Source organism: Winogradskyella wandonensis (assembly GCF_004346845.1).
Taxonomy (GTDB): domain Bacteria; phylum Bacteroidota; class Bacteroidia; order Flavobacteriales; family Flavobacteriaceae; genus Winogradskyella; species Winogradskyella wandonensis.
Window position 1 is genome coordinate 246,583 of sequence record NZ_SMGI01000002.1, and the last position, 12,368, is coordinate 258,950.

Here is a 12,368-nt window from a genome sequence, read left to right on the forward strand (position 1 = left end):
AATTGAATGAGATACCGAAATAAATTCGGCATTAATTCAACTAAAAACTTTTTCTGCAAGCAAAACTTTTGAAAAAGTTGAGTTTCATTAAAAGTACTGCCCAATCCCAAAAACTAGTCCATTAGTAGCATTTGGAGTTATACCATAGCCATAGTCAATTCTAAATATGGCGTTGAATATGCTTTTGTGAATGAAACGCAAACCAATTCCTGGGTAAATTCTTAAATTATCCGAATCTACAAAATCACTTAAATCCCCGCCGGGATTTTGCCAACTGCCAGCATCTACAAAGGCATTGCCTTGTAAAACAAACCAGTTTTTCTCGTAAAGTGTATGTCTATATTCTGTATTTAAGACAATGGCTCCTGTACCTCTATCAATTAAGTTTCCTACGCCTCGAATATTCAAATTATTATCGACGGCAAAAGGCGCAAAAGGTGTATCATTATTTGTGGACAAACCTAATCGTAATCTATTGGCCCAATTTCCTTTCTTACCAAGTCGTTTAAAATACTGAAAATCATTCCAACCTATAAGAAAATCTGGCAATTGCTCATCTTCTGTAGAGTGCACATACTGAAAATTAAAAATACTCCGAAATCCTTCGACATACTGATAGGTATAGTTTAAATTATTATACTCGTAAATAGCCTTGTATAGCAGTTTCTTTACTCGTAATTCTTGAGGTACTTCTGGATTTGTAGCACCAGATTGATAGAGGTAATCCTCTGTAAAATAATTGAGACCCAATTCTATTCTGTTGGTAAAATTAATCTGAAACAAGCCTAAGGCTTCAATAGATGCGTTATTGTAACGATAATCGGCTGTTGTATTATCGAAAAAAACAGGTTCTAAAGTTGTTAAGTCTTGGTAATTTATGGCTAATCCTAATTTCCTAGAAAACAGAAACGGCGCTCTAAAATTTATGGCGTAAGAATCGAAGATGTCTTTTTGGTAAAAACCCCCAAAAGTGATGTTCTGACCAAACAAATTAAACTCATAAAGACCTAATCTGTAGGCAAACTCATCGTCGTTAGTCGTATAAACATTTGCCGAGGGAATAATAGTAAAGTTTTCCTCTATATTATAAAACACATTGTATTGGTTTGGTGCATTTGCCGGAAATACTTGATAGTAGGCGTGAGCTATAGAAGGTAATCGTTTTAGTAATCTTATATCCGCTTCAATCAATGCTGAATCTAATTTTACGCCCTGCTTAATCTGTGATATCTTTTTTACAAAAGACGTTTTTAGCCTTTTATTACCTTGAATTTTTAAATCGGCCACACTGTTTTCTTGCGAGTTAACGAGTGTAGTAAATAGTAAAATTAAAGCCGTAATGTATTTCATGATATGGTTATTAGACGATTTGTCGCAAACAAAACATATCCTTACGCTAATATTTAAAAATTAATAACTGCTATAATAATTTTTTATGATTGGCTCTACTGGTTTATTTTGTGGTGTAAATTGGTTGTTGTCTTTGCCACCAACCTTGTCGTAGTTTATAAACCATTTCCAAATAAAACCACCTGCAAACCAGTCTTCGTGCCAAAAGGTTTCGTACAAGGCTTTTGTTGTATTGACTTGAGCTTCTAGATTAACTTTAGTCATACTTCTGTCGAATTTCCAAGGTTCTTTACCTGAGTAATCTACACTTCGGTAACCGTACTCCGTAAAAAGTATGGGTTTTTGGTAGGTGTCTGAATAACTTTTAATTACTGGCTTATGCTTTTGCCAGCCTTCCATACTTTTTTCGAAAGATGGGGTTTGCTCATCGCTTACAGGAAAATAGGCATCAATACCTATAAAATCTAACTTATTCCAAAAAGGGGTACGCTTGTACTCGTCCCAGTTTGCAGCATACGTTAGTTTTCCTTTATAAATTTTCTTTATCTCATCAATAAGGTTATTCCAGTAGTCTGGTCGCTTTGCGATGAAATTTTCGAGTTCAGTGCCTATACAAAGAATTTCTGCATTAATTTCTTGCGCTAAATCGGCATATTCTAAAATAAAACTGGTGTAAGATTCTTCCAATTTTCTCCAATCTTCCTCAGAAGTCATGTTAAGGAACCCTGTAAATTCTCCTCGTCGAATCCAAATTTGAGGTTTCACCATAATTTTAATATTCTGCTTACGTAACTCTTCAGAATATTGCTTTGCGCCTGCTCGTGTCTCACCAAACCATTGACGTTCGGTATTATGAATAATCTCTGGGCTATTTAAACCTCTAATAAACCCAAAAGGCATTACCGCAGCGAAATTTGCATTGATTTTTGTAACCAATGGCTTAGTGTGTGTCTCATCGACAGGGATACCGTAAGCGACAAAACTTGCACCATTAATTTTCTTGTTCTGACTTAGGCAAGACGAAAGTATTATAGCACAAACAAAACAAATTAGGAGCTTAACTCTATTCATTACACGAATTTTAGCTCCTAAAATAAATATATATTTAAAACAAAGCTCTTAAACCTATATTAAAAGTTTGACCTAAACCTGTGTCGTTTCCTCTTACAAAGTTTGAATACAAGAATTCTACATTCAATTCGTCAGACAATTGATACTTTGCTCCAGCTCCAAGAATGGATGCGTCTTGACTAAAATCGTTAAAGCCTTGGTCGTTGCCTCCAAAAGAAATTAATTGTAAATGTTGTACAAACCCTAAAACTGTAAACCTAGAACTTGGAAAATAACTCAAAAATACACCTGGCGTTAAGCGCAAACTATTGTAGGCAAAACTATCTTGTTCACCAAAATTGTATTCTGTATTAAGCTCTGTAAAAAACTGCCAATCGCCGCCAGTAAAACTATAATCATAGAAAAAGCGATTCTGAAAAATAAAGCCATCTTGGTCTAAAAATACGCCGTCCTCAGTTTCATTATCAATCAACGGAATGTGAAAAGCAGTCTGAATTGTAAAATTAGACACACTTTTTATAGGATTGAACTTTATGGCCGGTGCAAAAGATGTAAAACCAGAACGAGCCGTTCCGCGTTCGCCATCAAAAGAAAATACATCTATGGCATCTCTTCCGCCAATGGCGTTAGAGCGAAATTCTAATAGCAATCCAATATTAACTCTATTACTTTCAGAAATTCCAGTAAAAATATCTAAAGTCGATGTAAAAAATGTTTGACGAGGAATGTCTTGTTTATCACCATTCGGACCAAATAAATCTGTAGTTTCTGTGTAAAGATTATTAAACCACTTTATATCCCATTGTCCTTTTTTTAATAAAATTGAAGGTGTATATTCTTGAATTACACTTTTACTAGTTTCTTCATCTTCTTGAGAAAATCCTGTAAAACTCATAGCAATTGCAATTGCTGCGATAATAAATTTTTCCATGTTTGTTTGGTTTGAAAATCCCTTTTTTGGAATTTAATTTGACTTGTTAGTGGTAATAATATGTTATTGTTTGTTTAAATTCCAGTTGTAATCAAAGTAACTCAGCTTTGCTTTGTCTGAAACTTTTTCGGTTCGGTATTTATTTATAAAGTCGATTTCTGTAGTGCCATTCATGGTAAAATCTTCTTTATACCATTCCATAATTTTTGAAGCTGAAACTTTGTTTTTTTTCACTTTTAGGAAACTTCCATTGATAGCTTTTTTTGTTTGCGCTTCTAATTGTGCATCTAAAGTGCTCGGCAAATACGCTTTGCTGATTAATGGCGGACAGCCAACAGCACCGCAGACTAAAACAAAGTGAAATCTTGGGTCTTTAAATTTTGGACGTAACAGCTTGTGCTCAATATCATTTAGTGTTATCTGTTTTCCAGCTAAACTATAAGTTGTCTTATCAAAAAAACCTTTGTTATCTAATGGCGAGTTTGTTGGGTAATTATCAATTATACCTTTAATGACTGAAAGATTATAAGCGTTTATCCAAAAGGCTTGGTAGTTTTTAGCGTCGCTTTCACTAACAGAAATCGTTTCGGCATTTGCCAAAAGCGCATTTAGTTTTTCCGGATTTTTATGGATGTCGTCATAAGCCACTTTTCCATTTTTTACGTAGTCCTTAAGGAACTCATCAGCACCTTTAAAAAAAGTATCTAAGTTTTGCGCTTGCAGATTTACTCCAATAATTGTTATAAATATGAAGAAGAATTTTTTCATGATATACAAAGTGTAAATTTGTTATAATGGCTCTTCTGTCGATGTTAACTCTTTGTTCTTACATAAATTTTCAAAGAATTTTCGTGTCTCATTTTATCTTAAATCCTTACAAACTTTTACTATTTAAACTCTTTCTAAATTAAACCTAAAGTTTAAGTTATTACCTTTAGGTGCGACTCACCAACCACTAACAACCAATTATATGGAACATATCGTTATTATCGGAAATGGCATTTCTGGCGTAACCGCTGCAAGACATATCCGTAAACTTTCTGACAAGACAATCACCATAGTTTCTGCTGAAACAGATTACTTCTTCTCTCGTACTGCTTTGATGTATGTCTATATGGGACATATGAAGTTTGAACATACCCAACCCTACGAGAACTGGTTTTGGGAGAAAAACAGAATAGACCTTAAAAAGGGTTATGTAAAAACGATTGAAACAAAATCGAAGACTTTACATTTTGCCGACGGCGATACATTGCAATACGATAAGTTAATCATTGCTACTGGAAGTAAGCCCAATAAATTTGGCTGGCCAGGACAAGACCTTGATGGTGTTATGGGCATGTATCACAAACAAGATTTAGACAATCTTGAAAAGCATGCACCAAGCAATGACGTTTGCAAACATGCTGTGATTGTTGGAGGCGGTTTAATTGGAATTGAATTGGCAGAAATGCTTAATTCTAGAAGTATCCCTGTAACGTTTTTAGTGCGCGAAGACAGCTTTTGGAATGGCGTTTTACCATCTGGTGAAAGCGAGATGATTAATAGACACATTAAAAAACATCATATAGATTTACGCTTATCCACTAATCTTCGAGAAATAAAAGCAGATGAAAATGGTAAGGTAAAATCAGTGATTATCGAAGAAACTGGTGAAGAAATTCCATGTAATGTCGTTGGTCTTACCGCGGGTGTATCGCCAAATATCGATTTTTTAAAAGGCTCTGACATTGAAGTCGGACGTGGCGTAAAAGTAAATCGTTTTTTAGAAACTAACATTAAAGACGTTTATGCCATTGGCGATTGTGCCGAACAACGTGAAGCTATTGGAAACAGAAGACCAATTGAAGCTGTTTGGTACACTGGCCGTATGATGGGCGAAACCTTAGCTCAGACCATTTGTGGAAACCGTATTGAATACAAACCAGGACATTGGTTTAATTCTGCAAAGTTTATGGATATAGAATACCAAACTTACGGTTGGGTATTTAGTGAAAGAAACAAGCAAGATTATGAGCAACATTTCCATTGGAAACACAAAGACGATACCAAATGCATTACTGTAGCTTACCATAAAGACACTAATAAATTTTTAGGCATCAACACCTTTGGTATTCGTATGCGTCATGAGGTTTTTGACCGTTGGCTTACCGAAGAGCGTGATGTAGATTATGTTATGAAAAATCTACAGGAAGCCAACTTCGACCCAGAATTTTATAGTCATTACGAAGCTGAAATTCTTTCAGCATACAACAACACATTACAAACCACTTAACCATGAGTAATAAAATAAATCACAGTATGTCTTTGGCAAAACCAGACGCTCTGGGCATTACTACTAAACAAAAAGTCGCTTTAGCTGTAGGTATTGTTGGCTTATTTATATTAACCTTAGCCTTATTTAATACTAATTTTCCTAATGAAGGACTCTCTTTAACAGCCGCTTTAGGATTAATTGCTATTGGAGTAATCATGTATTCTAGAGAGGCTTATCTCACCAAATTAGAAGGCATTAAAAATGATGGCCAATGGTTTAAGTCCGTTTCGTCACGCGGTTTTTGGGGATGGGTTCTTGGGGTTATTTTAACTACATTTTATGTTGTACTGTATTTCTATCCTAAATATTTGGGTTTAGGCCAAGGCGTTGATGGCTCTAACAATGGACTAATAGCCTTATTCGACCCATTAAGCCAACTGCTTTCTGGCCGAAATGCGAGTCAATGGTTTGTTTATGGCACCTTATATACCGTAGCTATTTTAGCTTTTGGATATAAATTTATTCTAAAATACCGCCATAACCGTTATCAACAAATTCGTACGGTTTCTGTGATGTTTTTTCAATTAGGCTTTGCCTTCTTGATTCCAGAATTTATGTATGTAATGAATAATGATTTACCATATTATGATTTAAAAAGTGTATGGCCATTAAACTATTATCTTTTCGATGAGTGGTCGGTAAATGCCTTTTTGTCTAATGGTACCATCGGTTTAGCTTTAATTATTTTTGGTATTCTATCTATTTTCGTTATTACACCAATATTAACTTATAAGTTTGGGAAACGCTGGTATTGTTCTTGGGTTTGTGGTTGTGGTGGCCTAGCCGAAACTGCTGGTGATTCCTTTAGGCATTTATCCTCGAAAAAACTATCTGCTTGGAAATTAGAACGTTGGCTAATCCATACTGTATTGGTATTTGCAGTTGTAATGACAGTCGCCATGGTATCAACTTACTTAGGTTATGATAAGAATGATTTTTGGCTAACAAAAAAGATATTCATATTACTTTCTGGAATATTCTTAACTATGGTTTATATCTTAGTTATGATTTTTAAAAGAAATTCTTTTCCTAGAAAAACTATCATAAGTGCTAGTATTTGCTTTGGGGTTGTCATTGCTTTCTTTACGACAATGTACTTTGTAGACATAAGCCAAATAAGGATTAATGCTAAGTATTTTTCTTTTGGTTTAAATGAAAATACTTATAGTTTAAATGGAGCTTTAAGAACGTTTTATGGCTTTGGAATTGGCTCAATATTTTCAGGAGTCATTGGTACCGGATTTTACCCAATTTTAGGAAGTCGTGCTTGGTGTCGTTTTGGATGTCCTATGGCAGCAATTTTAGGTTTTCAGCAGCGTTTATTTTCAAAATTCAGAATTACAACAAATGGCGGTCAGTGTATCTCTTGTGGTAACTGCTCTAACAGTTGTGAAATGGGAATCGATGTCCGCCATTATGCCCAAAAAGGCGAAAACATTGTACGCTCAAGCTGTGTAGGTTGTGGCATCTGTTCGGCTGTTTGTCCTCGCGGTGTTCTTAAATTAGAAAACGACTCAATGAAAGGACGTATTAATCCTACTGAAATTCTTTTGGGTAACGATGTTGATTTAATGGAGCTTGTAAATCAAAAGTAATGCGCTTCTTAGTTTTTTTATTACTTATCAGTAGTTTTGCAAATGCACAAAAGAGTTATCAGAAAAATTATTTTGAAAATGGCAAATTAGAATCTGCTGGTTGGATTATTAAAGGAGAAAAAACAGAGTATTGGCGCTTTTATCACTCTAATGGTAAATTGAAAGAAGAAGGCCATTATAAAGCTGGCGAAAAGGTTAATTGGTGGATTTTTTATGATATTCATGGAAAAGTGAACCATAAATGTCAATTAAAAGATGGTAAGAAAAATGGTTATTGCTTAATGTATAAAAACCAAAAATTGATATCCGCAGTAAAATACTCCTTAGGCAAAAAAATTAAACAATGGACCGATTTTAGGTCCTTTAAAAAAGAAAATAGACTAAGAGACCTTCAATGAAAAAAAACCATGCTGAGCGCAGCCTAAGTATCAAAGTTATTATTCCTGCTTATAACGAAGAAGAATCTATCCCTCTAGTCATTGCAGACATCCCAAAAATTGTTGACGAAATTATCGTTGTAAGCAACAATTCTACAGACAATACTGAAGCAAATGCTAAAAACGCAGGTGCAACAGTATTAGTTGAAAACAGAAAAGGTTACGGTTATGCCTGTCTAAAAGGTATGTCGTATATCGCCTCCGCTTCGCTCAATAACCAGACAAAGCGACCAGATATTATTGTTTTTTTGGATGGCGATTACAGTGACTATCCAGAAGAGCTTACAAAAATTGTCGCGCCAATAATAGACGACAATATCGATTTTGTTATTGGAGCAAGAGACAAAAATTTACGCGAAGCTGGCAGCATGACTGGACCGCAAATTTTTGGAAATTGGCTTGCAACCTCGTTAATGAAACTATTTTTTCGTTCTACTTTTACAGACCTTGGACCATTTAGAGCGATAAAATATGACAAACTTTTAGCACTAGACATGGAAGACAAAACCTATGGTTGGACTGTAGAGATGCAACTTAAAGTTTTAAAGAAAAAGTTTAGTTACAGAGAAATACCAGTTAATTACAGAAACAGAATAGGCGTCTCAAAAGTTTCAGGAACGGTAAAAGGTGCTATATTTGCAGGCGTTAAAATCCTAACATGGATTTTTAAATATAGCTTTAAATAATGTTTTTAGAATACACCATAATCGTTATTTACACGATTGCCATCATACTTATTTTTATGTATGCTTTGGCGCAATTAAACTTGCTTTATAATTACCTGTCTTCAAAAAAGAAAACTGATAATTCTGAGAAATTCGATTTTTCTAATCCAGATGAAATTCCTTTCGTAACCATTCAGCTTCCTGTATATAACGAAATGTACGTCATGGATAGACTTTTAGACAACATGGCTAAAATGGACTATCCAAAAGACAAATTGGAAATTCAGGTATTAGATGACTCTACAGATGAAACTGTTGAAAGTACTCGTGCCCATGTTGAGAAGTTGGCCGCTACTGGTTTAGACATTAAACATATTACAAGAACCGATAGAACCGGTTTTAAAGCTGGCGCATTAAAAGAGGGTTTAAAAATTGCTAAAGGCGAATTTATTGCAATTTTTGATGCTGACTTTTTACCACAACCAAATTGGCTAAAACGTACAGTACCTTATTTTAAAAATGAAAAAGTAGGTGTTGTGCAAACACGATGGGGACATATTAATAGAAATTACTCGTTGCTCACTAAAATCCAAGCGTTTGCTTTAGACGCACATTTTACGTTAGAACAAGTAGGGCGCAACAGTAAAGGCCACTTTATAAACTTTAACGGAACAGCTGGTATTTGGCGAAAAACATGTATCATCGATGCTGGAAATTGGGAAGGTGATACGTTAACAGAGGATTTGGATTTGAGTTATCGTGCCCAACTAAAAAATTGGGAATTTAAGTATCTTGAAGATGTCGAGACACCAGCAGAGCTTCCAGTAGTTATTAGTGCGGCGCGTTCTCAACAATTTAGATGGAATAAAGGTGGTGCGGAAAACTTTAGAAAAATGCTAAAACGCGTAATTACTTCTAAAAATATTTCTTTTAAAACAAAAATTCATGGTTTACTGCACTTATTAAACAGCACCATGTTTTTAAGCATATTCACTGTTGCTATACTTAGTATTCCAATGTTGTATATTAAAAATGAATATGCACACCTAAGAAACTACTTTTACGTCATGAGTTTCTTTGTGACAAGCACTATAATCTTCTTTGTTTGCTATTGGTTTATGTATAGAAATATTTACGGAAGCGGTTTCAAAAAGTTCTTTAGTTACATTGGTATGTTTTTTACGTTTTTCTCGATTGCAATGGGCTTTTCTTTACATAATTCTATTGCGGTAATCGAAGGGCATATTGGTAAACGAAGTGAATTTGTACGTACACCCAAATTTAACATTAGTACACTTAAAGATTCCTGGAAAGGCAATAAATACTTACGTAAAAAAATATCGCCTCATGTAATTATCGAAGGTAGCCTAATGCTTTACTTTGGTTTTGGCTTATACAGTGCATTTGTGGTTGGCGACCAAGGTGGTGATTTTGGATTGTTTCCATTTCACTTAATGTTGTTTATTGGTTTCGGTTATGTATTTTTTAAATCTTTAAGTTCTAAAGCTTAAGATTTCTATGACATATCTTTAGCTTATGTTATTTAATCAAGACTTATTAAAATATCACAGACTACCACTGGTTTGTATTTTATTAAGCTTGATATTGTATGCTTCATTTGTCTATAACTTAGTACGTACAGAAGCCTTAAAACTCCTTTTACTTTATAGTGCTCTTTTCGTTTTTGCTTATATTTTAAAAAAATCCCTCGACTCTAACGCCTCTAAGCCCAAGATCAGTTTTGGGTTTTTAGCAATTGCGGCGGTTTTATTTAGACTCGTTTTCCTGCCTGCAATACCAAATCTATCACAAGATTTTTATCGTTTTATATGGGATGGTCGCATGCTGCTCGAAGGCTTCAATCCTTATTTATTTACTCCTGACTCATTTATTCTAAACGGTCAATTTCCCATATCGCAAGCGCAAGAGTTATATAACGGAATGGGTGCATTAAGTGCTTCGCATTATACCAATTACCCTCCAATAAATCAACTGTGTTTTTATTTCGCGGCTTTATTCTCTGGAAATAACATTACAGGCGCGGTAATTATCTTACGATTACTAATTATAGCGGCAGATATTGGCACACTTTGGTTTGGAAAAAAATTATTAGAGCATTTAAACTTGTCAGCGCATCGCATTTGGTTATATATTCTAAATCCGTTTATAATAATAGAATTAACTGGTAACCTACATTTTGAAGGTGTTATGATTTTCTTTCTGGTTTGGAGTTTATATTTACTTCAATCTGGTAAATGGAAATGGGCTGCTGTGGTGTTGGCATGCTCTATTTCTGTAAAGCTTATTCCGTTAATGTTCTTACCAATTTTCTTTTGGTGGTTTCCAAAAGAGAAAAACCATAGAATCCCAGATTTAAAAAAGCTTATTGCTTTCTATTCTATTGTTCTAATAACGACAGCAATTTTATTTCTACCCTTTTTCTCAATGGAATTTATAGACAACTATGCTCAAACGGTAGGACTTTGGTTTAGTAATTTTGAATTTAATGCAAGCATCTATTACCTAGCAAGAGAAATTGGATATGCCATAACGGGTTACAATGAAATAAAAGTAATTGGAAAAATTATGCCTTTAGTATCAATTGCCATAATTCTGTGTTTTTCGCTTTTCAAAAAAAATAACAGTCTGCCCAAATTGGCAGAATCTATGTTATTAACCTTTACATTTTATTTATTTTTAAGCACTACTGTACATCCATGGTACATAGCTACTTTGGTTATTTTATGTCTATTTACCAACTACCGATTTCCTATTATTTGGAGTGCGGTAATTGTTCTTAGTTATTTATCTTACTTAACAATTGGTACTGCTGATAAATCCGAAAATTTGTGGATTATCGCTCTAGAATACGGTATTGTATTTAGTGTATTCGTATATGAAGTATTGCTGAATAGAAGATTGAAAATCTAATCTTCCATATCCTCTTCGTCTGGTGGTTGCACTGCTTCTGGATCATCATCGTCAAAGTCTTCGTAATCATCTTCGTCATAGTTCTCCATAGTCACAGCTAATGTAGAGCTTACTTTTACCAAATACTTAGTATCCTCGGTGGTAACTTCTACCGCTTCAATTAGTTCGTTTTTAGCGTTTCTAAAAGAAATAATATGGGCATCGTCATAACCATCAGGATATTTCTCTACTAATAAAGCTAGTATTTCTGGTGTTAGTTTCTTAAAGTCTACAATAACACGTTTCAAGTTATCTTTCATCTGTAAATTTTATTTTCTTTTTCAGTCATGCTTCGACTCCGCTCAGCATAAGGGTGAAATGCTTTAATTATCATCATTCAAATCTTCCATTTTTTTTGGATATGGCATTTCATATTTTAAAAGTAATAAATGATTTGGTAAAACTAATTTACGAATGAATTTAATTTAAACGACAAAACAAACTTTATTTTTTAAGATTGTATTGGGCTGTTAAAACTTTCCATTTTAGAATTAGATATGCTATTTTAGTTCTTACTAAACAAAACAGTCGTTTTACGTTACTAAAAGCTAGGTTGGCTCAATATCCCTTTTTATAACAAATAGGGGATTATACATTTGAGTTGAACAAATATTATATGATTATGAAAACATCTATTTTACACACAAACGCATTACCGAAACAACTTTTTAGTATTGGCTTATTCTTTTTAGCTATTCTTGTTTTTAATCCAGTGCAAGCACAGAATAATGCTATTTCTGTAAATGGCGTGGTAAAAGATGCTAATGGTCCTCTCGATGGGGTAAGCATCTATCTAAAAGGCTCTAAATCTGGCACAGTGTCTAAAGCAAACGGAAGCTTTGCGTTTCCAGAAAAACTCAGTGCTGGAGACGTTTTGATTTTTAGCTACCTTGGTTACAAAAAAGAATCTGTAGTTATAGACAAAGATTCAAGTTTTATTGAGCTAACGATGTCAGAGGAAGCAATTGATGTGCTAAGCGCACTGAACACTAATGTACCTTACAAGAGTAAACGTCAAAGCCGTAATTAGTA

General features: G+C 34.2%; 12 protein-coding genes. 7 read left to right on the plus strand and 5 right to left on the minus strand.

Annotation, left to right across the window (positions count from 1 at the left end; genetic code table 11):
• Positions 1-87: 87 nt before the first annotated feature.
• The 4 genes from DFQ05_RS05975 to DFQ05_RS05990 all read right to left on the minus strand — a co-directional run bounded on the left by DFQ05_RS05975 (position 88) and on the right by DFQ05_RS05990 (position 4,120).
• Entirely contained in the window at positions 88-1,350 is a 1,263-nt protein-coding gene (locus DFQ05_RS05975; protein WP_132704491.1) for a POTRA domain-containing protein, read from the minus strand.
• A gap of 60 nt (positions 1,351-1,410) precedes the next feature.
• Positions 1,411-2,421 (minus strand): glycoside hydrolase family 113, encoded by a 1,011-nt coding sequence (locus DFQ05_RS05980; RefSeq protein WP_132704492.1) that lies wholly within the window; start codon positions 2,419-2,421, stop codon positions 1,411-1,413.
• A gap of 34 nt (positions 2,422-2,455) precedes the next feature.
• A complete protein-coding gene (locus tag DFQ05_RS05985; protein WP_132704493.1) occupies positions 2,456-3,352 on the minus strand; it encodes a hypothetical protein in 897 nt (298 codons plus the stop codon).
• Between the two features lie 63 nt (positions 3,353-3,415).
• Positions 3,416-4,120 (minus strand): DUF547 domain-containing protein, encoded by a 705-nt coding sequence (locus DFQ05_RS05990; RefSeq protein ID WP_132704494.1) that lies wholly within the window; start codon positions 4,118-4,120, stop codon positions 3,416-3,418.
• 202 nt (positions 4,121-4,322) lie between these two features.
• Here DFQ05_RS05990 and DFQ05_RS05995 point away from each other — a divergent pair, with 202 nt between their 5' ends.
• Genes DFQ05_RS05995 through DFQ05_RS06020 form a run of 6 tightly spaced genes read left to right on the plus strand, consistent with a single transcriptional unit; the run spans position 4,323 to position 11,297 of the window.
• On the plus strand, positions 4,323-5,627 hold the full coding sequence (locus DFQ05_RS05995; RefSeq protein ID WP_132704495.1) for an NAD(P)/FAD-dependent oxidoreductase: 1,305 nt from the start codon (positions 4,323-4,325) through the stop codon (positions 5,625-5,627).
• 2 nt (positions 5,628-5,629) lie between these two features.
• Positions 5,630-7,264 carry a 4Fe-4S binding protein gene (locus DFQ05_RS06000; protein ID WP_132704496.1) on the plus strand — a complete coding sequence of 545 codons (1,635 nt, stop codon included), beginning with the start codon at positions 5,630-5,632 and terminating at the stop codon, positions 7,262-7,264.
• Complete coding sequence (locus DFQ05_RS06005; RefSeq protein WP_132704497.1) at positions 7,264-7,662, plus strand: toxin-antitoxin system YwqK family antitoxin; 399 nt, start codon at positions 7,264-7,266, stop codon at positions 7,660-7,662. Before DFQ05_RS06000 ends, DFQ05_RS06005 begins: the two co-directional genes overlap by 1 nt.
• Positions 7,659-8,387: a glycosyltransferase family 2 protein gene (locus DFQ05_RS06010; protein WP_132704498.1), complete on the plus strand. Its 729-nt coding sequence runs from the start codon at positions 7,659-7,661 to the stop codon at positions 8,385-8,387. Before DFQ05_RS06005 ends, DFQ05_RS06010 begins: the two co-directional genes overlap by 4 nt.
• Positions 8,387-9,877: a cellulose synthase family protein gene (locus DFQ05_RS06015; RefSeq protein ID WP_132704499.1), complete on the plus strand. Its 1,491-nt coding sequence runs from the start codon at positions 8,387-8,389 to the stop codon at positions 9,875-9,877. The genes DFQ05_RS06010 and DFQ05_RS06015 overlap by 1 nt, the downstream gene beginning before the upstream one ends.
• A 25-nt stretch (positions 9,878-9,902) precedes the next feature.
• Entirely contained in the window at positions 9,903-11,297 is a 1,395-nt protein-coding gene (locus DFQ05_RS06020; protein WP_132704500.1) for an MptA/MptB family glycosyltransferase, read from the plus strand.
• On the opposite strand, the gene DFQ05_RS06025 is transcribed toward DFQ05_RS06020, so the two are convergent.
• Positions 11,294-11,596, minus strand: a complete 303-nt coding sequence (locus DFQ05_RS06025) for a hypothetical protein (protein WP_132704501.1) — start codon at positions 11,594-11,596, stop codon at positions 11,294-11,296. The two genes, DFQ05_RS06020 and DFQ05_RS06025, sit on opposite strands and share 4 nt — an antisense overlap.
• A gap of 362 nt (positions 11,597-11,958) precedes the next feature.
• Here DFQ05_RS06025 and DFQ05_RS06030 point away from each other — a divergent pair, with 362 nt between their 5' ends.
• Positions 11,959-12,366, plus strand: coding sequence for a carboxypeptidase-like regulatory domain-containing protein (locus DFQ05_RS06030; RefSeq protein WP_158281895.1), 408 nt, complete (start codon positions 11,959-11,961; stop codon positions 12,364-12,366).
• The last annotated feature ends 2 nt before the right edge of the window (positions 12,367-12,368 follow it).

What these genes read in the sequence shown, in the direction of transcription:
- DFQ05_RS05975 (WP_132704491.1), bottom strand. Translation starts at nt 1,350, where the DNA reads ATGAAATACATTACGGCTTTAATTTTACTATTTACTACACTCGTTAAC.
- DFQ05_RS05980 (WP_132704492.1), bottom strand. Translation starts at nt 2,421, where the DNA reads ATGAATAGAGTTAAGCTCCTAATTTGTTTTGTTTGTGCTATAATACTT.
- DFQ05_RS05985 (WP_132704493.1), bottom strand. Translation starts at nt 3,352, where the DNA reads ATGGAAAAATTTATTATCGCAGCAATTGCAATTGCTATGAGTTTTACA.
- DFQ05_RS05990 (WP_132704494.1), bottom strand. Translation starts at nt 4,120, where the DNA reads ATGAAAAAATTCTTCTTCATATTTATAACAATTATTGGAGTAAATCTG.
- DFQ05_RS05995 (WP_132704495.1), top strand. Translation starts at nt 4,323, where the DNA reads ATGGAACATATCGTTATTATCGGAAATGGCATTTCTGGCGTAACCGCT.
- DFQ05_RS06000 (WP_132704496.1), top strand. Translation starts at nt 5,630, where the DNA reads ATGAGTAATAAAATAAATCACAGTATGTCTTTGGCAAAACCAGACGCT.
- DFQ05_RS06005 (WP_132704497.1), top strand. Translation starts at nt 7,264, where the DNA reads ATGCGCTTCTTAGTTTTTTTATTACTTATCAGTAGTTTTGCAAATGCA.
- DFQ05_RS06010 (WP_132704498.1), top strand. Translation starts at nt 7,659, where the DNA reads ATGAAAAAAAACCATGCTGAGCGCAGCCTAAGTATCAAAGTTATTATT.
- DFQ05_RS06015 (WP_132704499.1), top strand. Translation starts at nt 8,387, where the DNA reads ATGTTTTTAGAATACACCATAATCGTTATTTACACGATTGCCATCATA.
- DFQ05_RS06020 (WP_132704500.1), top strand. Translation starts at nt 9,903, where the DNA reads ATGTTATTTAATCAAGACTTATTAAAATATCACAGACTACCACTGGTT.
- DFQ05_RS06025 (WP_132704501.1), bottom strand. Translation starts at nt 11,596, where the DNA reads ATGAAAGATAACTTGAAACGTGTTATTGTAGACTTTAAGAAACTAACA.
- DFQ05_RS06030 (WP_158281895.1), top strand. Translation starts at nt 11,959, where the DNA reads ATGAAAACATCTATTTTACACACAAACGCATTACCGAAACAACTTTTT.